The sequence below is a fragment of the Marinobacter sp. F4218 genome (genome assembly GCF_019443085.1).
In the GTDB taxonomy this organism is placed as follows: domain Bacteria; phylum Pseudomonadota; class Gammaproteobacteria; order Pseudomonadales; family Oleiphilaceae; genus Marinobacter; species Marinobacter albus.
The window spans coordinates 39,735-58,543 of the sequence record NZ_JAHZIL010000005.1 but is presented as its reverse complement, the minus strand read 5'-3'; the positions used below and the strand labels follow the sequence as shown (position 1 = coordinate 58,543).

The window sequence follows — 18,809 nt, the reverse complement described above, 5'->3', positions numbered from 1 at the left end:
AACCTTTGTCGATCTCATCGGACTTTGACCTCCACCACGCGCTCGGCCCGATCAATACCCGTTCCACATTGGCCGGTACTGGTCAGGGTGAAAATCTCTTCAGCCGGGCTTTTACCCGTCAGCTCGGCAGAAACCGATTCGCAATCCATAACGGCCCGACAACCCGACAACCCGGGAACCGTGAACGTTTTCGGCGACGAAACGGCACTGCAGCCGCTCCCCTCCAAGGCTTCACGGACACCGACCTGGGCTCCACTTTCCGCCGCAAACAGCGCTCGTTGAGACTGGATCTGCAAGCTTACAGCCTCCGCGCCGCCCTGCTGCAGTTGCGCCATGACAGCCACCAGAAGGGCCAGCACCGTGATCACAAATAACGCCACCGGTAGTCCGGCGCCGGTTTGTTTTCCTGGGCACGAATCAGGGGACATTGCGAACCTGAACCTCCTGGCTGACGTTGGTCATCTCGCCGGTTTGCTGACTTCGGACCTGGAAACGGAAACTGACAACGCCACTGCGCTGGAGTGTCGGTGGGACCACTTCAAAGTTCAGGGAGCCGGGAACCAGGTTACCGGCCACCACCTCGCGCCCCGGCATGGTTGCCGGCAATGCCGACGCCACAGCACTCTGGATTCCATACCCACGATAGCGAAACAGGAAACTGCTCTGCTGACAAAACGTGCGGGGCTCCTCAATCACAAAGAACTTCCGCTCCGGGGACTTGGCAGTGAAGCGGTGGTTGGCACCACCATTAAAGGCCACGGTCACCGGGGAAGCACCAGAGGGCAGCGTTGCCTCGGGCGAGATGGGCCCGGGATTACCGGTCGTATACAGGTTGCTACCGTATCCGTAAACGACGACTCTGCCACTGGCACTGGCGCCACCGGCCAGGGGGACCGCTTCAAAGGAGTCCGGATTCGCATTGCCGGGAAGATTCAGGTAGTTGGAGACCGCAACCACCGGCATCCATTCGATGCACGAGCCATCACCGTTCGCGCGGATGGATCCCGGCAGGGCTTCACGAAGCGCCCGGCTCAGGTGCTCGCTGATGATAACGGCGGAGAAAGACCGGAGCTGTCGCGAGCTGACATCGACGGCCCCCTGGGTTGAAAGTGCAACAAAACGAACCGAGATGGTCGCAACAATGGCCAGGAGCACGATCACCATGACCAGTTCGACGAGCGTAAACCCACGATTGCTGCCCATCAGAAATTGGCCCTGTATGCCGAGAACACAAAACGTCTGTTATCCGGGGCAGATACCAACACATCTATCCGTTTTGCCTGCGAGGCGGGCAAGCCCACCTCGCCGCCAGCACAGGTAATGGATACCTCGACCGAAAAGCCTGAATAGCCGGTGATACCACCCAACGCACTGGCGGGTGGTGTATCGCTGACGCCATCATAATCGTCGACATCGTCGAACGACGCTCGGGTCTCCGTACCGTCAGCGCCTACATTGCAGACGCCGGCATAACGGGGCACACCGCCTTGAGGCGTTTGTTCGTCGTACTTTTTCGCCAGAATTTCATCGACGTAGAGCTGCGCCAGGGCAATGGCCCGGGTTTCGTTCAATGGATCGGCACTGCGGCCGGAGATCAGTGCAAACGCACCGACTACGCCCGCGATGGCGATGCTGATGATCACAATCGTGATGACCAGTTCCACCAGAGTGGCACCCCGAATCTCCCGCCTCACGGCTGGCACCCCCCGGCATAGACGGCACCCAGGGAACTGATGCAGGTCTGGTAAGCGCTTTCGCCGTTGAAGGTGAGGCTGGTGTTGCCGCCGCCAACCACTTCGCCCCTGATGTTGAAGGTCAGGGTGAGTGGAAGTGACGCGCCGCTCAAGGTAGTCCCGGCGCGATCAAGAGAGAAGGTCCGGGCATTGGGCGTGCCCGAACCGACGGTAAACACGAAGTCTTCTGCTGTCTGATTAATCGTCAGTCGGCCTGCAGAATTCCCCGCCAGCGCTGCCTGCTGGGCAAGCAGCGTAGCAGCGGAGAGTTGCTGGGTGGCCAGCAGGGGGGAAAAGGCCGAGCGACTCAAGAACAAACTTGCTCCCACGGCTGAAATAATCCCAATCAAGACAATTACCACGACCAACTCTACAAGCGTATATCCCATGTTTTTCGAGTCACAGCACATAAACCTTTACATCCTGTGCAGAAATCGGGGCGGACTCCCTTCCCTGGGAAATCCTTTGTCATGCTAGTAGGAGTAGAATTTCAGGCTACCTTTACTCGCACGCATCGTTTATTGAAGAAACGACACCCGTGAGCTCGGAATAGCTGAAGTTGCAGTTGGGAACAACCGTAGTGCCATCGGAACCGAGCAGGGAGATAGTCACAGCATTCGAGGCTTCAGTTCCGACCTGAAATTCTGCGCTTAACTGGGCTGCAGTATCAATTCCACCGGTTGTGGCAGTTGGATAACCATTAGTGGTGTCCATATCTACCGACTGACCATCCAGGGAAACAGTACTTGCAGAGTTACCATCCGCAATCCAACGAGCGTGCGCGATCGACGCGGCGGAACGGACCGAACCCGCGGCACCGTTGATGGTTGCGCTTCTCGCATCATTCCCAAAATCCGCAAACCGCGGCAACGCAAACGCTGCCAAGATGCCCAGAATCACAATCACCATCACCAGCTCGATGAGGGTGAAGCCCTGCTCTTTTCTTGCCGCTACTGCATTCATCATATTCATGGTCGTACTCCAATTGCTCGCTTGAGTTTGTGTGTTAGTTGATCGTTGTTGTGATTTCGCCGTTATCGGCGTCATAGCTGATCGTGCTGCCCTGCCCATCCAGCTGATAGGTGAACAGGCAATCTCCGCTGGGTGCAGAGACGGCATAATCCGGTGTTCCGCCGGTGATCGTGGGCGCATTGGATTGCAGAACGCCAACCCAGACCTGTTGGCAGCGATCTACCGTCATGGCTGGATCCGTTGTGTCGTCGGTGGCTGTCGGCCAGCCATCGCCGCTCACATCAACGTTGTCGTTGCCGAATCCCTGTACATTCGCCGTCGCGACAGTCAAACCATTCGAAACCCACTGGGTTTTCGTCAGGGCCACGCCTGCCGCCAGGGCGCCCGCCGTCGCCCGGATGCTGGATTGATGCGCCTGCTCGGAAAGCTGGGCGAATCGTGGCAGGGCAAAGGCGGCGAGGATGGCCAGAATGGCAATCACCACCACCAGTTCAATCAGGGTAAACCCTTGCTGTTCCTTCACTTTTCTGTACTGCCTCATTGGTCAGCCTCATTCCCGATTTTTTGTGTTCGCTCTGTCAGTGTCCCGCATCCTGCACACGCACTGCTTCTCCTGTTAACGACACTGGCGCCAGTTTGAGGCCAGTCAATCGTTCCTGATGCTCCCGCTCTCCATTTTCGTTGCGGTCTGCATAGTCTGTTGTCACCGACCAGGCCAGAGGCTCCCCGACCGGTGCGCGCCGCCCGTTCAGGGTTATCGGCTGATTGGGGGTGAAAATTAGCCACCCACCCGTCGCTCCTCTGGATTCGTCACGCCAGAAACACCAGGTTCCCGGCTCCGATGCAGGCTTCTGACATGCCCCGGAATAGTTCGACCATCGATGCTTCACCAGATCGAAGGGGTTCAGCCCCTCCTGATCTTCCAACCGTCCATGCCGACTCAGCATCACCTCGGCCCCCTTGATGACCAGTGCAGCCCGCAGCTGGTTCATCACCATATTGGCGGCCTGCTCCTCGGCCTTTCGGGTTTCCCGCTCGAGTGCCCCGAGCAGGTACCACACCAGCGCTGCAACGACCAGCACAGAGACGCCGAACCGAAACGTTCGGGCCAGTGCGAGGCTGTCCGCATCTGACCGTTCCTGGGCCTGCACTCAACCACGCCCCATGGCGGCGGCTCCCAGATCCCAGATGGGCAGGAACACACCGAGCGCGAGAATCAGGACCAGGATGCCCATCGCCACAATCAGGATCGGTTCAATCGATTCCGCCAGCCGCTTGAGTCCGTAGTCCACGTCCTCATCGTAGAAATCCGCCACGTTATTGAGCATTTCATCGACGGAACCGGTTTCTTCACCGACCGCGATCATCTGCAGTATCAACGGCGTAAACATCTGGCTCTGCCGGGCGGTCCGGAGCAGGCTTTCACCTCGCTCGATACCCGCGCGCATTTCCTTGATATGACTGGAAATCCACGCATTGTCAGTGGCATCTGCCACGACCGTCAGCGCGTGTGTCACCGGCATTCCTGCCGACAGCATGGAGGCAAAGTTCCGGGCAAAGCGGCTCAGGGTGATCAGCTCCAGCAGCGGCCCGATGATGGGCATACGCAGCTTGTACCGGTCCCAGGTCAGCCGCCCCTTCTCCGTCTGCTTCCACTGGCGGAGCAAAAGCCCGCCTGAAGCTATCGCAAACAGCAGGACGTACCAGTAGCTCAACAGGAAGTCGGACGTTCCGACAAGCACCTGTGTCAGGAACGGCAGGTCCGCCCCCAGCTTGTTGAACACGGCCGCAAATTTCGGGATGACCAAAAAATTCACCACCATCAGGGCCGCCAGCAATGCGATTATCACAAAGGTTGGGTAGCGCATGGCCTGCTTCAGGCGGCGCTTGGTGTCCCGTTCCAACTCCAGGATATCGGACAGTCGTTTGAAGGCGTCGTCCAACATGCCGGTGTTTTCACCAACGTGGATCATCGCGACGAACAGTTCTGAGAAGACCCTGGGGTGAGCCTGCATGGCCGCGGCCATGGTGGTGCCGCCCTCCAGTCTTGAGGTTACGTCCGAAAGAACGTCCGCCAGTACCGGCGAACGGGTGGTCTCCGCCAAGCCACGCATGGTACGGATCAGGGGAATACCCGCCTTGGTCAGCGCATTCATCTGCCGGCAGAAGACGATCAGTTCGTCCAGCGTGACCCTTTTCCGGAACAGTGGAGTGCCGTTCAGGCGATCACTCAGCGAAACCTGTTCCTGTCGCTCATCAATGGTGAGCGGCGTAATGCCCCGGCGCATCAACTCGGAGGCAGCAGCGTCTGCACTCGCTGCAACCAGTAAGCCCTGTTGCACGATGCCGCGATCATCTTTACCCCGGTAGCTGTATTGCATCAGAGCAGTTCCCCAACAGGCTGATCCGGAACGGGAATCTCCACACTTTCAGAGAACTCGTCCTCTGATGTCGCGGCCACACGGGCCACTTCCTCCAGAGTCGTCATTCCCTTTAGGGCATAATCCATGGCGCACTGACCCAGGGGACGGTAGAGATCGCCTTGGCGGGCGGCCCGGGTGAACGCGGAAACATCCTGCCGGCGCAGCGCATCCAGCATCTTTTCATTCATCTCGAGCAGCTCATAAACCCCTACCCGACCCTTGTAGCCGGTGTTGCTGCACTGATAACAGCCGCGCCCCTGCATGAAACCGGCCTCCCGATCGAGAGGGTCCAGATCAAAGCTGTCGAGCCAGATATTCTCCTGCTCGGTTGGCTCATAGGCCGCTGAACAGTTGTCACACACCCGTCGCACCAAACGCTGGGCAACCACGCCAAGCAAGGAACTGGCCACCAGGAAGGGTTGTGCACCCATATCAATCAGGCGCATAGCGCTGCTGATCGAGTCATTGGTGTGCAGGGTCGACAGCACCAGGTGGCCGGTCATGGCTGCCCGGAGGCCAATTTCTACCGTTTCCCGGTCACGCATTTCCCCCACCAGGATGACATCTGGGTCCTGGCGCAACGCAGATCGTAAAACACCAGCAAACTCCAGTCCGATCTTTGGATTTACCTGAACCTGCGTAATCCTCGGCAGGCGATATTCGACAGGATCCTCGGCCGTGATGATTTTCAGCTCGGGCCGATTCAGCTCACTCAATGCCCCGTAAAGCGTGGTCGTTTTGCCGCTGCCCGTTGGTCCGGTCACCAAAATCATGCCGTGCGGTTTCCGGATCATCCGACGGAACCGTTCCAATAATTTCGGAGGCATACCGGTACCGTCAAGATTCAGAACGCCCTGACTCTGATCCAGAAGACGCATGACCACCGACTCGCCGTACTGGACCGGCATGGTGGAAACCCGGACATCGATGCTCCGCCCCTTCACCCGGACGTTGAACCGGCCATCCTGAGGCAGTCGCTTCTCCGAGATATTGAGACCGGCCATCAACTTGAGGCGCAGAACCAGAGCCGCGTTTACACGCTTCTCCTTCATCACCTGTTCCTGGAGTACGCCGTCTACCCTCTGGCGGATGCGCACGACCGTCTCATCTGGCTCAATATGGATGTCGGAGCTTCTGGCCTGCACCGCATCCTCGAACAGGGTCTGCAGCAGTTTTACAACAGGCGCTTCGGCGCTCTCCGATTCAGCAGACAGGTTGGCCAGATCGAAGGCATCGTCACCGAGTTCGTCTTCCAGCTCTTCCGCCAGGGAGGCAATTTCCTCTGTGCGTCGGTACACCAGATCGATCGTACTCAGCAGCTCACTCTCGCGAACCACGGCTTGCCGAACCGGCTGCTTGAGAATCCGAACCAGCTCGTCGTAGGCGAAGATATCCAGCGGGTCCGCCATGCCCACCAGCAGCTCACCACCTTGCTCCGCCAGCACAATGCTGCGAAACCGCCGGGCCATGGCCTCCGGCAGTTTTTTCACCAACTCATTGTTGAACTGGTAGTGCCTGAGCCGAACAAAGGGCACCTCGAGCTGTCGGGAGAGGATGTTGAGCAGATTGTCCTCATCCACATAGCCCAGCTCAATCAGGGTGCGCCCCAACTTCCGACCAGTGTTTTTCTGTTCCCGTAGCGCCGTCATTAGCTGCTGCTCGGTAATGACATCGTCCTGGACCAGCAGGTCACCAATACGGATTTTTTTCTTGGGCTCCGTCATTCCTATCCTGCCTGCAGTGTTTTCAAACGATCACGGACATAATCCGTCAGCGAAGGCGACAAACCAGGCAACCGTGCTGCCTGGAAATAAGCTTTCAGGGCTCCGGACACTTCGCCCCGGGACTCGAGGGCAATCGCCAGCCCCACCCACCACGCTGGGCGACTGTCATCCACCGAAATCAGCGCCGACCAGTGTCGTGCTGCCTCAACAGCCTGACCGGATTGCTGCAACAATGTCGCCAGGGTGACCCGGTATTCCGTGTACTCCCGAACCGATGGCACATCCCGGAGCAGAGTCGCCAGCGCCGCTTCAAGCTTGCCCAATGCCAACAATGCCCGGGCTTCCAACAACCGTAACGCGGGATACTCCTGCACTTCGGCATCGGACAACCAGCGCAGAGCTCGCTCTGGCATGTCCTGAACCAGCATGGCTCGGGCGAACACCTCCCGACTCACGGGAGCGTCCTGACGCGAAGCGATGTCGGTCAGGCGCTGCTCGGCCGCCCGGGAATCGCCGGTGCGCAGGAGGCTGGACAGCTCCCGACTGACTCGCAGGTCCACAGCCTCAGGCGTCTCGCGAACCTGTTTCACAGGGGGCTGCGAGGCTGCTGGCCGAGGCTCGGACTCTTCCGTTGCCGGGGCGTCGACCGTAAGTTGCAGCTTCCGGTCCGCTACCTCTGGCGTCTCGGCCACCTCTCCTGGCGAAGGCTCAACGGCCGTCGTTTCTGTCACCTTCCGGACTTCCTCCGGCGCAGATGGCTGCTCAACCTGAACCGTCGTGTTCTCGGCTTCGCTCGCGGGGCGTGCATTATCCGCAGCGGTTTTCGGTGGGGTTGGCGGAGCCTGGATGGCCGCTTCAGCAGGCTCTGGATTACTCTTCACCGCTGACCTCGACGCAGACCCGGCAACGTCGGACTCAATGGACTGGTCACGGAACGAATATTCGTAAACAGCAGTGGCCACCACCAGGGCGGTAAGCACAACCGAGACCGGTAACAGCCAGCGCCGTTGCTTCCGCGGCACAAAGGACTGGCCGGTATACGCGGCCGCCACGTCCGGCCTTTTCTGGCGCTGTTCAGCCGCGCGCAGCGCGTCGTTGAGCAGGCTCATAGCCACCTCGCCAGCAAACCGGGGGCCCGGACACTTTCGGTATCACGGATGGCCCGGGCGACATGGCGACGCCCGACCTGCCGGTCGCCAACACCCCAGGCCGCCAGCATTGCCTTGTGGGCAAGAATATTGACCAGGCGCGGGATGCCGCCGGAAGAGCGTGAAATAAGGCGCAGCGCACCGCTGGAAAACAGATCCCCACCGTTGTAGCCCGCCTGCGCTACTCGATGCCGAAGGTACTGGGCAACAGAGTTTCGATCCAGGGGCGCCAATCGGTAATGGAAAGTAATACGCTGCCTCAGTTGTCGTAGGCTGTCTTTCTGCAGCAGCACATCCAGCTCTGGCTGCCCGAACAAGACAATCTGCAACAGCCGCACGCTTTCTGTCTCGAGATTGGTCAGAAGACGGAGGGCCTCAATGGTCTCTTCCGGCATCGCCTGGGCTTCATCAATCACCAGAACCACCGGTTTCTGGTCCATGGCCAAGCCAATCAGCTTCTCATTCAGAGCCTTGAGAATCTGATGAGTATTGGCGCAGGCGGACACATCCACGCCCAGTTCTTCGGCCACAGCCTCGTACAGGGTTTCCGGGGTCAGGTGCGGATTGGGGATGTAAGCAGTGCGGGCCTTCAGCTCCAGCTCATTGAGCAACAGGCGGCACAACAAGGTCTTACCCGTGCCGACCTCGCCCGTAATCTTGATGAAACCCTCACGTTCACTCAGCGCAACCAGCAGCAGCTCCAGCGCATCGCTATGGCTGGGAGCCCGCAAGAAGTATCGGGTGTTTGGCGTCAATGCGAACGGTGCTTCCTGCAGTCCGAAGTGGGATTCGTACATGCTAGCGACGGGCTTTCTCCGGTTCCGGGGTAACAGACTTGGATGATTGCAGCAGTTCCCGAAGCACATTCATGCGCTCACGACTTGCGGCGATGTCCGCGTTCATACGCGCCGGCTCGGCAACAACCGGGCGCAGCAGGATCACTAGTTCACTCTTGCGGGACTGAAACCGGCGCTGCTTGAAGAGTTCGCCGACCACGGGAATGTCACTGAAAAAAGGAACCGCCGAATTCGTATCTTCGCTGGTGTTCTGTATCAGCCCTCCGATCACCACGATCTGGCCACTTTCTGCCCGGATCACGCTGTCAGTCTCCCGCACTGTACTGATGGCCAGAGGCAAGGTGACATCACGCTCACCAATGGTGATGACCTTGTTCTGATCATTAACCTCGCTGACCGACGGGTGCACGTGCAGGGTGATGCTGCCGGTATCGGAAATCTGCGGGGTGACGTCAAGGGAGATTCCGGAGAAGAACGGCGTGAGCTCAACCGATGTGGACGTGCTGTCTGAACCGGTGAGGGTCGAGTTGTCGTCGTCAAAATCGATGTCCGTGACGAAGAACTCATCGGTGCCGACCTTGATCACGGCTTTCTGATTGTTGACCGTCGAGATTCGTGGACTGGAAAGAATCTGCACATTGCCCTGTTCACCGAGCAGTTCAATAAGCGCGGTAAAATCGCCGGCGCGGACACTGGCGGAGAACAGCCCCCCGATATCGGACGTACTGATTACCTGGCCCGCCAGCGCCTGGGCAGTGAAATCTTCTGGCAAACCGTCAGAGGCGGTGATCCCTGAGGCACTTTGCAGATCGGACCAGTTGACGCCCTGCTGGTAGCCTTCGTTAAGAATGATCTCCAGGATCTTGGCTTCCAGCACGACCTGGCGCTGCATGATCAGTTCGGTGCGGCGCAGGTACTCCTCGACCAGCCTGAGATCTTCGGTACCGGCACGGACCATCACCAGGCCCGCACCCGGATTCACAACCACCTGCTGATTACTGCTGTTGCCCACAATCATCGTCAGGGCCTGACGGATATCGGACCAGAAGTTGGATTCAGTTTCCGTGGAAATGGTCGTACCGATCAGGTTCCTGCTCTCGGAGCTCCGGTTGTCACTGTTTCCGTTCGAGAACCGGTCATTGCTCTGGGTGCTGGTCACCTGGCCGGAACTGACCCGGGTTTCCGAACCACCCTTGCGCTTGAAGTGCAGGTAATCGATCGGAAACATCCGGGTCTGTATCCGATCCGCATTGACCTTGAAAAGTCGGCCGGCGCGCTGGATATCGAGGCCGTATAGATCCGCAGAAATGTCCATGACTTCCGGAACGGTCACATCTTGCAGGCGAAGATCAACAACCGTCGTCACATCCGGGTGAACCACCACGTTGTAACGGGTTCCCTCAACCAGGGATTCAAAGAAACTGCCGGCGGGAATATTGCTGGCGTTCACGTCGAAGCGTTCATCCAGATCCTCACTGCTGGACAAGGGCGGCAACAACGCGGCACTGATGTCCGCAGGCAGTGACGCCGCAGACCCGGTTGATTGCTGCTCTGTCGCGGCTTGTTGCTCCGCCTGTGCCAACGACTTGTCAATATCATCCGCAACATCCGTCGACGTCGCGGTGGACGAGCGCAGGAGCGGATTGTTACTGCATGCCGTCAGCGTGGCCGCGATCAACAGCACCGCCAGTGAGTTCTTTTTGATCATGATCGCCTGTTTCTTGGTCATTGGGTTCTGCGTACCTGAGGCAGCTCGTCCAGATACAGGGTGCGAACTCGTCCCCGGTCCACCACATCGACCCGGTCTCGATGAATCTGGCGCACCCGGACACCGTCAAAGGCCTGCCCTTCCACTCGGGGCTCACCATTGATCACCGCCAGCCGTCGCTCCGCTCCCACCAGAATGGACTGCAGCGCAAGGTCAGTCATCGGCAATGCTTGTGCCTGGGGCTCGTCGAAGCCCGGAGGTCGCGTTGGGTCCTGAAGGGCAACTGCCGGGCCAGCAAACGCCAACCAACAGCCAACGACCATCGGCGCAACGCACGTGTGCTTCAAAGCTTCAAATCGGGTCATGTCATACTCCCAGCCAGGCCGACTCTAAACTCAGTGTTCTTACCCGGATGATGGCTTTACCGGCCGGCCAGCTTTCCGAATCGTACTCAAGAATTACCCACCCAAGGCGCTCATCCAGGGCTTCCAGCCGTTCAAGGTAAGCCAAGACTTCCAGGTAGCTCCCCTGCACCGTCAACTCCACGTCATGGGCATACAGCAGCGGGCTGCCCTGCTCCCGATCAGCCGTCGGATCCGTCGGAGAATCACCCTCCGGCGCAAAAACAGGCGCCGGCGTTTTCAGATCAAGAGCCTGGAGGCCCAGAGATTCCTGGGCCGTCAGCATGTCTTTCAACACAGACACCATGGCTCGGGGTGCGATCAGCTGGCCCGTCGTTTCTGCAATCTGCCGGTCGAGTCGTGCCAACCGTTCCCGGCGCGACTCCAATTGGTCTCGCAGTTCCTGTGACGGATCGGCAGCCAGCTGATCAGTCAGGCTTTGCTGCTGAATCTGCAGGCTGTCCCGACTTGAGGCAAGAACACTGAGCCGGGATTCCAGAATCTCCTGCTTCTTGATCGCTGGCGCCACGCCCAGCTCCCAACCGATAAATGCAAGCAGCGTCAGCATGGTAACCGTGATGAGAAAGCGCTCACGGATGGGGCGGTCGTTAAACCACTGCGCCCCGTTCTGCAAAGACTCACTCCAGGGCTTTGCCATCAGTTAGCCTCCCCGGAACGTTCCGTAGCCACATGAAAGTCGATCCAACGCCCACTTTCAGGCCGTGAAAGCCTGAAGGCACCAAATGTCTTGCCGGCAAAAGCCGGTTCGTCACTCAGGTTTTCCAGATACGCCGGCACCAGGGCACTCGAACGGGCTCGGCCCTCAATGGTCACCTTGGACTGCTGCCCGTTCAGCCGGATACCCGTTAACCAGACGTTATCCGGAATCTGGCGCGCGAGAGCCGCCATCTGGGGAGAGAAACGCCCGCCACCGTGAAGCACCAGTCCCTCTACCCGCTCCAGAAGGCGTTGCCGACGCAGGAGAGCGTCGTTAACTTGTTCGAGCGCCTCCCGAACCTCGGGCGCCGGTTGCCGCGCACTGACCTCTGCCGATAACCGGGTGATGTCCTGCTCCAGGCCAATATTCTGCAACTCAAGCTCATTGACCTGTGTCGTAAGCCGGTTGTTCTGGTAATGCACAACAGCACCGGCTGCGCCTATCACCAGGATCAGTAGCCCAACCAGGCCCATTAACATCCCCGCTTGCATCCTCTCTTTGTGTGGCCGCAGTTCCTGGACGTACAGATTGACCTGTTGAATCACGAGCGCTCCCCCGTTTTTGTGCCTGAGAGACCGGCACTCCAGGCCGTAAGGCAGCGGCTGTCCAAGGGCTGATCCAGCCCCAACACCGACCAATCCAGCATTTCCACGCCTGCAGCCACATAAGACGAGACCATGGATGCAAGCGGCAAAGCACTGTCTCGGGCAACCAGACGAATGACAGCCGGGGGCACCTGTCCCAACTGACTCTCGTAATAATCGAGCGATCGCTGCAGCTCCAGGGCCAGGGACTGAACCGCGTTTTCCTGACGTGAAACATCCCGGAGATCCTCCGCCGACACATCCAGACGACGCGACAGGTAGAGTGTGTCGTCCCGACAAACAATCATCTGGCCGTAGTTTTCCCGCAGGTGAACGAGCGCGGCACCCCGCTTGGTCTCATCCAGGGCACTCACAAGGTTGCGCAAAGCCAGTTCCGCTATATCAATACGATCCAGCAGGAGATCAGATGCACCGACCAGGGCGACCAGTTCTCTCGCAAGGGATTTTCGCGCTGCGACCACATTTACAAGAGCGCCACGGCCCCGGGAAGCGTCTTCAGGGAACGGGAAGACATCAGACACGACATCGGTTGGGCTGAAGTCCAGGAAATCCTTGAGTTTCCACTTCAGGGCATCCCCAAGTTCAGACTCTTCAATCCCGTCCGGACGCTCCATCTGAAAGACCTGGTACTGATCCAGCGGCAACACCAGTGTTGTGAGCGCCCCTGACCAGCCGCGCCGCTTTACGAGTTCCTGCAACGCCTGGGTGCGCTGTGCTGGCCGACACTGAATGAAGCCAACAGGCCCACCGGAGCGCGCCGCTGCCTCGGCCCAGGCGATGCCATCCGGTCGGACCTCCAGACAGACGCGCTGAAGCCTCCCAGACCCACTGAATAAGCCGGTAATATTTTTTACGATGGATTGCTTTGTCATAGAGTACTTCAGGTGAAATCAGGACCACTCGCCGGAGCCAAGTCTTTCTTATTTTGTCCAAAAATTCAGCAATTTTTACATTGGCTCACATAATAGATGAGAAGATGAACCGAACTCTATGGTTTTCGATTTATTTCACGTCTTTTTGCAACACAGTAACAAAAAGGCCTCCGTCATACGGAGGCCTTTGAGGTCAAGGATTCAGTTTCGGTCCTAGAACGGAATATCGTCATCAAAATCATCAACCGGCTCCGGCATGCTGCCCTGGGACGGCTGACTGTAACCACCGGACTGCTGCGGTGGCGGGTTGTTGCTCTGCTGGCCCGCCGGAGCGTTGTTGCCAGACTGCTGCGGACGGCCCGCTGGCGCTCCCTGGTTCATACCACCTTCGCCACGACTGTCCAGCATCTGCATCTGGCCATTGATGTCCACTACGACTTCGGTCGTGTACCGGTCCTGACCATCCTGACCCTGCCACTTGCGAGTCTGCAGCTTGCCTTCGATGTAGACCTTGGAACCTTTACGCAGATATTGGCCGGCAACCTCGGCGACCTTGCCAAACAGCACAATACGGTGCCACTCGGTTTTCGGCACCAGCTGTCCTGTCTGACGATCCTTGTAGCTCTCGTCAGTCGCGAGGTTCAGGTTGACCACCGCATTGCCGTTGGGGGTATAACGGGTATCCGGATCCTGCCCAAGGTTCCCGATGAGTATGACTTTGTTCACGCCTCGTGCCATGTTCTGCTCCTGACTCTGTTTTCAGGGACCACCCGCGCTCCCTGCGGGCCTCCAAATTTCAAGTACTGCTACCGTGCCGGACAAACGAAAAGTCCGCAAGTAACGCCTCATCAAATTGCTGGCGATCCACCTTGAGATAGGCAGTCGCGGCATCCTCAACAATTACGACATCCTGTACACCGGGCAACCGGCGCAGGCTGTCATCGATATCGCTGTACTGATTACCCACAGCCTGCCGCAACTGTAACACGAAACTGGTGGTGTATCGCGGCGACGGCATGGTCAAGGCCACCAGCAACCAAAGCACCAGAACCGCAGCCATGAACCATAGAACACCGTTGATACCAAGCTGCTCCAGCAATACCCCTCCGAGTGCACCACCAAGAAACGCGCCCATGAACTGGGACGTCGAGTAGGCCCCCATCGCCGTACCCTTGGTCGCCGCAGGCGCCTCCTTGCTGATCAACGACGGCAAGCTCGCTTCGAGGAGATTGAACGCCATGAAAAAGAAGAAAAGCACGGCCCATGCCGCGAGAAGCCCCGCCGTAACACTCGTCAGTCCGGCCGTTGCCAGCGTCAGCAATGCGATCGCACCACACAGCACCGGTTTCATCTTGCGCTTTTTCTCTCCAAGGATGATGAAGGGCACCATCGCAAAGAACGAGGTCACCATGACACTGAGATAAAACCACCAGTGGGAACTGCCGGCCAGACCCAGTTGGTCCTGCAGAATAGAGGGAAAGACCAGGAACAGCGCAGTCAGAACCAGATGTAACGCAAAGATTCCGAAATCCAGCCGAAGCAGGCGACCATCCGAGAGGACCCTGCCCAGCATTTCGCGAGCCGGGTGAGTATCGGCACTGAGCTTGTGCTGATGGGGCGTCGGAACCACACGACTGACCACCACCAGCGCGAACACCGCGAGCGCGGCGGTGGTGTAAAAAATGCCGGACAACCCCCAAACAGAACCAATCAGGGGCCCAAGGACCAGGGAGACAGAAAACGACAGCCCAATGGAAATGCCCACCGTAGCCATGGCCTTGGTGCGCTGCTCCTCCCGGGTAAGATCACTCAACAGCGCCATCAACACGCTGGCAATTGCCCCGGCCCCCTGAAGAATCCGACCGAGAATCACAACGTATATCGAGTCGGTGGCGCCGGCCAGGACGCTGCCTGCAGCAAACAGGACCAAACCGATATAGATCATGCGCTTGCGACCAACCCGGTCGGACATCAAGCCAAACGGAATCTGCAGCAGGGCCTGACTGAGACCGTAGGCGCCGATGGCGAATCCCAGCAAAGCCGGCGTGGCGCCCTCGAGGTCACTACCGAGCAGCATGAACACGGGCATGACCATAAACAGCCCAAGCATACGCATGGCGTAGACAGACGCGAGAGCCGAAACCGATCGTTTTTCCAGCGCGTTCATGGAACCACTACCTCAGCCGGGGTTGAAAGCAGACAAGCAAGAAGGCACATAGCCTTCGCAGGCCGCGCATTGTAACAGAAGGTGCATCATCGCGGCACGGTGCCCGGTGCGCAGGAACAACCGGCAGTTTCGCCGCAGCCGCCCGAACGCGGTATAATTTTCGTTTTTATTTGAGCGAGGTGTTATGGACCATATCCAGATCAAAGGGGCACGCACCCACAACCTGAAGAACTTCGACCTGGATATGCCTCGGGACAAGCTGATCGTCGTCACCGGACTGTCCGGATCAGGCAAGTCCTCCCTGGCGTTCGACACCCTTTACGCAGAGGGTCAGCGCCGTTATGTGGAGTCCCTGTCTACCTACGCCCGCCAGTTCCTGTCGATGATGGAGAAGCCCGATGTCGATCACATCGAAGGTCTTTCTCCGGCAATTTCGATCGAACAGAAATCCACCTCGCACAATCCGCGTTCGACCGTTGGCACCATTACCGAAATTTACGATTACCTGCGCCTGCTGTTCGCCCGCGCCGGTGAGCCGCGCTGCCCGGATCATGACCAGCCGTTGGAGGCCCAGACCATCAGCCAGATGGTCGACCAGGTGCTGGCAATGCCCGAAGACAGCAGGCTGATGATACTTGCACCGGTGATCCGGGACCGTAAGGGTGAGCACCAGCAGGTCATCGACACCATGAAAAGCCAGGGGTTCATCCGTCTGCGCGTTGACGGAACGGTCTACGACATAGATGACATTCCGGAGCTCGACAAAAAACGCAAACACCAGATCGATGTTGTGGTCGACCGATTCAAGGTGAAGCCTGGACTGGAACAGCGATTGGCAGAGAGTTTTGAGACCACGCTTGAACTTGCAGACGGTATCGCCCTCGTGGCGCCCATGAGCGGCGATGGCGAAGAGCATACCTTCTCAGCCAGATACGCCTGTAACCAATGTGGTTACTCACTCAGTGAACTGGAACCCCGGATCTTCTCGTTCAACAATCCAGCCGGCGCATGCCCGACCTGTGATGGGCTGGGGGTAAAACAGTTCTTCGATCCGGAGAAAATCATCCAGCACCCCGAAGCCACACTGGCGGCGGGCGCCATCAAGGGCTGGGACCGCCGGGCGGTTTATTATTTCCAGATGCTCGGCAGCGTCGCCGATCACTACGGCATGGATTTGGAAACGCCATGGGCCGATCTGCCGGAAGACTTTCAGAACACGCTTCTGTACGGCTCCGGCAAGGAGGACATCCCTTTCCGGTACGTGAACTCCCGCGGCCACATCATGGAAAAGGCCCACCCCTTCGAAGGTATCCTGCCCAACCTGGAGCGTCGTTACCGGGAGACCGATTCACAAAGCATGCGTGAAGAGCTGGCCCGGAACCTGAGCACCCAGCCATGCAAGGACTGTAATGGCTCACGTCTGCGCCGCAGTGCCCGGCACGTCTTTATCGAAAACCGGAATCTCCCGGAGGTCACCGGACTGCCGGTGGGCGATGCTCACGACTATTTTGCACAGCTGACGCTACCGGGCCGAAAAGGCGAAATTGCGGAGAAGATCCTGAAGGAGGTCCGCCAACGGCTCCAGTTTCTGGTGAACGTCGGCCTGGAATACCTGACGCTGGAAAGGAGCGCCGACACGCTCTCCGGCGGCGAGGCCCAGCGCATTCGACTGGCCAGCCAGATAGGCGCAGGCCTGGTGGGCGTGATGTACATTTTGGACGAACCGTCCATTGGTCTGCACCAGAGAGACAACGATCGCCTGCTCGCCACCCTCACCCACCTGCGCGATCTTGGGAACACAGTCATCGTGGTGGAACACGATGAAGATGCGATCCGGGCGGCCGATCACGTTATTGATATCGGTCCCGGCGCCGGCGTGCATGGCGGACAGATCATCGCCCAGGGAACGCCGCAGGACATTCTGGACACCCCGGAGTCGTTGACCGGCCAATACCTGAACGGCACTCGTGAGATAGCCGTACCAAGCCGGCGCAATCCCGGGACCGGCAAGTCACTGACCCTTGCCGGGGCCAGTGGCAACAACCTACAGGACGTCACCCTGAACCTGCCACTGGGCATCATGACCTGCGTCACCGGTGTATCAGGCTCCGGCAAGTCGACCCTGATCAACAGTACGCTTTACCCGGTATCAGCCGCGAAGCTGAACAAGGCGACCAGCCTCAATCATGCCCCTTACAAGACATTGAAAGGCCTCGACCATCTGGACAAGGTCATTGATATTGACCAGAGCCCAATAGGCCGGACGCCCCGTTCGAACCCAGCGACCTACACCGGCCTCTTTACCCCCATTCGTGAACTCTTCGCCGGCACCCAGGAAGCCCGGTCACGAGGCTATAAGCCCGGGCGCTTTTCCTTCAACGTCAAGGGAGGGCGCTGCGAAGCCTGCCAGGGCGATGGCGTGATCAAGGTGGAAATGCACTTCCTGCCCGACGTGTATGTACCCTGTGACGTCTGCAAGGCCAAACGCTACAATCGGGAAACGCTGGAAGTCCGCTACAAGGGAAAGAACATCCACGAGGTCCTGGAAATGACCGTGGAGGAAGGCCGGGAATTCTTCGACGCCGTGCCATTCCTTGCCCGAAAACTCCAGACCCTGATGGACGTCGGCCTCTCCTACATCCGCCTCGGCCAAAGTGCAGTCACCCTGTCCGGTGGCGAAGCCCAACGGGTTAAACTGGCGAAGGAACTCTCCAAGCGAGACACCGGCAAGACCCTTTACATCCTTGACGAGCCCACCACCGGCCTGCACTTCTATGACATCCAGCAACTGCTTAACGTGCTTGAGCGCCTGCGAGACCACGGCAACACCATCGTGGTGATTGAACACAATCTGGACGTCATCAAGACTGCCGACTGGATCATAGATCTGGGCCCCGAGGGCGGCTCCGGTGGCGGCCAGATCGTCGCTGAAGGAACCCCAGAAGAGGTCGCCGAGAACCCGGCCTCTCACACCGGGAGATACCTGAAGCCGATGCTGAAGAAAGCCAAAGCCGTGTAGCCCGAGGCCAGGCTCGGTTACAGCACGCACTGTAGCCGGGACATAAAAAAACCGGGTTTCTTTCGAAACCCGGTTTTTCGCGGACCAATCCGAAGAGTTTAATCTTCGTCTTCGTCCACCTCTTCCGCTTCAATATCCAGCGGGCGACCGACCAGCTCTACAAATGCCATGGGGGCATTGTCGCCAGCGCGGAAACCGCACTTCAGGATACGAAGGTAACCACCCGGACGCTCGCTATAGCGCGGGCCAAGCTCGTCAAAAAGCTTGGCAACCGCAGCATCGTCACGCAGGCGCGAAAACGCCAGACGACGATTCGCGACCGAATCATTCTTGGAAAGCGTGATCAAAGGCTCCGCTACCCGACGAAGCTCTTTGGCTTTCGGCAACGTTGTTTTGATCAGCTCGTGTTCAACCAGTGACGCAGTCATGTTACGGAACATGGCCTTGCGATGCGCACTGGTCCTGCTGAACTTACGACCACTCTTACGATGACGCATTGCTCTGATTCCTTACCTTAAACTA

Annotated in this window: 20 protein-coding genes; 1 reads left to right on the top strand and 19 read right to left on the bottom strand. The window is 58.5% G+C overall.

The annotated features are described in order from the left end of the window. Positions 1 to 14: 14 nt before the first annotated feature. From K0B93_RS18560 to K0B93_RS18475, 18 genes are all read right to left on the bottom strand, one after another. Positions 15 to 380, bottom strand: coding sequence for a hypothetical protein (locus K0B93_RS18560; RefSeq protein WP_324125920.1), 366 nt, complete (start codon positions 378 to 380; stop codon positions 15 to 17). A gap of 37 nt (positions 381 to 417) precedes the next feature. Continuing rightward, positions 418 to 1,203 (bottom strand): type II secretion system protein, encoded by a 786-nt coding sequence (locus K0B93_RS18555; RefSeq protein WP_219868727.1) that lies wholly within the window; start codon positions 1,201 to 1,203, stop codon positions 418 to 420. Then, complete coding sequence (locus K0B93_RS18550; protein WP_219868726.1) at positions 1,203 to 1,694, bottom strand: prepilin-type N-terminal cleavage/methylation domain-containing protein; 492 nt, start codon at positions 1,692 to 1,694, stop codon at positions 1,203 to 1,205. The genes K0B93_RS18555 and K0B93_RS18550 overlap by 1 nt, the downstream gene beginning before the upstream one ends. Beyond that, positions 1,691 to 2,122, bottom strand: a complete 432-nt coding sequence (locus K0B93_RS18545) for a prepilin-type N-terminal cleavage/methylation domain-containing protein (RefSeq protein ID WP_228743635.1) — start codon at positions 2,120 to 2,122, stop codon at positions 1,691 to 1,693. Before K0B93_RS18545 ends, K0B93_RS18550 begins: the two co-directional genes overlap by 4 nt. Before the next feature lie 112 nt (positions 2,123 to 2,234). Then, positions 2,235 to 2,705, bottom strand: a complete 471-nt coding sequence (locus tag K0B93_RS19435) for a type II secretion system protein (RefSeq protein WP_285369075.1) — start codon at positions 2,703 to 2,705, stop codon at positions 2,235 to 2,237. Between the two features lie 34 nt (positions 2,706 to 2,739). Next, entirely contained in the window at positions 2,740 to 3,246 is a 507-nt protein-coding gene (locus K0B93_RS18535; protein ID WP_228743634.1) for a prepilin-type N-terminal cleavage/methylation domain-containing protein, read from the bottom strand. Between the two features lie 37 nt (positions 3,247 to 3,283). Further along, positions 3,284 to 3,856, bottom strand: a complete 573-nt coding sequence (locus tag K0B93_RS18530) for a hypothetical protein (RefSeq protein ID WP_219868724.1) — start codon at positions 3,854 to 3,856, stop codon at positions 3,284 to 3,286. Continuing rightward, entirely contained in the window at positions 3,857 to 5,086 is a 1,230-nt protein-coding gene (locus tag K0B93_RS18525; protein ID WP_219868723.1) for a type II secretion system F family protein, read from the bottom strand. Then, positions 5,086 to 6,852 carry a GspE/PulE family protein gene (locus K0B93_RS18520; protein ID WP_219868722.1) on the bottom strand — a complete coding sequence of 589 codons (1,767 nt, stop codon included), beginning with the start codon at positions 6,850 to 6,852 and terminating at the stop codon, positions 5,086 to 5,088. The genes K0B93_RS18525 and K0B93_RS18520 overlap by 1 nt, the downstream gene beginning before the upstream one ends. Positions 6,853 to 6,854: 2 nt before the next feature. Next, a complete protein-coding gene (locus K0B93_RS18515) occupies positions 6,855 to 7,961 on the bottom strand; it encodes an MSHA biogenesis protein MshN (protein ID WP_219868721.1) in 1,107 nt (368 codons plus the stop codon). Continuing rightward, a complete protein-coding gene (locus K0B93_RS18510; RefSeq protein WP_219868720.1) occupies positions 7,958 to 8,797 on the bottom strand; it encodes an ExeA family protein in 840 nt (279 codons plus the stop codon). The genes K0B93_RS18515 and K0B93_RS18510 overlap by 4 nt, the downstream gene beginning before the upstream one ends. A gap of 1 nt (position 8,798) precedes the next feature. Beyond that, positions 8,799 to 10,526: a pilus (MSHA type) biogenesis protein MshL gene (gene mshL / locus K0B93_RS18505; protein ID WP_219868719.1), complete on the bottom strand. Its 1,728-nt coding sequence runs from the start codon at positions 10,524 to 10,526 to the stop codon at positions 8,799 to 8,801. Further along, positions 10,523 to 10,870, bottom strand: a complete 348-nt coding sequence (locus K0B93_RS18500; RefSeq protein WP_228743633.1) for a hypothetical protein — start codon at positions 10,868 to 10,870, stop codon at positions 10,523 to 10,525. Before K0B93_RS18500 ends, mshL begins: the two co-directional genes overlap by 4 nt. Position 10,871: 1 nt before the next feature. Further along, entirely contained in the window at positions 10,872 to 11,564 is a 693-nt protein-coding gene (locus tag K0B93_RS18495; RefSeq protein WP_219868718.1) for an MSHA biogenesis protein MshJ, read from the bottom strand. Next, positions 11,564 to 12,169: a PilN domain-containing protein gene (locus tag K0B93_RS18490; protein ID WP_324125909.1), complete on the bottom strand. Its 606-nt coding sequence runs from the start codon at positions 12,167 to 12,169 to the stop codon at positions 11,564 to 11,566. Before K0B93_RS18490 ends, K0B93_RS18495 begins: the two co-directional genes overlap by 1 nt. Further along, on the bottom strand, positions 12,166 to 13,101 hold the full coding sequence (locus K0B93_RS18485; RefSeq protein ID WP_219868717.1) for a biogenesis protein MshI: 936 nt from the start codon (positions 13,099 to 13,101) through the stop codon (positions 12,166 to 12,168). Before K0B93_RS18485 ends, K0B93_RS18490 begins: the two co-directional genes overlap by 4 nt. Positions 13,102 to 13,314: 213 nt before the next feature. After that, a complete protein-coding gene (gene ssb, locus K0B93_RS18480; RefSeq protein ID WP_219868716.1) occupies positions 13,315 to 13,839 on the bottom strand; it encodes a single-stranded DNA-binding protein in 525 nt (174 codons plus the stop codon). Positions 13,840 to 13,897: 58 nt separating this feature from the next. Beyond that, positions 13,898 to 15,268: an MFS transporter gene (locus tag K0B93_RS18475; protein WP_219868715.1), complete on the bottom strand. Its 1,371-nt coding sequence runs from the start codon at positions 15,266 to 15,268 to the stop codon at positions 13,898 to 13,900. Positions 15,269 to 15,452: 184 nt separating this feature from the next. On the opposite strand from K0B93_RS18475, the gene uvrA reads away from it, so the two are divergent. Then, entirely contained in the window at positions 15,453 to 18,287 is a 2,835-nt protein-coding gene (gene uvrA / locus K0B93_RS18470) for an excinuclease ABC subunit UvrA (protein ID WP_219868714.1), read from the top strand. Between the two features lie 98 nt (positions 18,288 to 18,385). Here uvrA and rplQ read toward each other — a convergent pair whose 3' ends face one another. After that, the gene (gene rplQ / locus K0B93_RS18465) at positions 18,386 to 18,784 is read right to left on the bottom strand and encodes a 50S ribosomal protein L17 (protein ID WP_064230334.1); all 399 of its coding nucleotides are present in this window, start codon (positions 18,782 to 18,784) and stop codon (positions 18,386 to 18,388) included. Positions 18,785 to 18,809 lie beyond the last annotated feature (25 nt).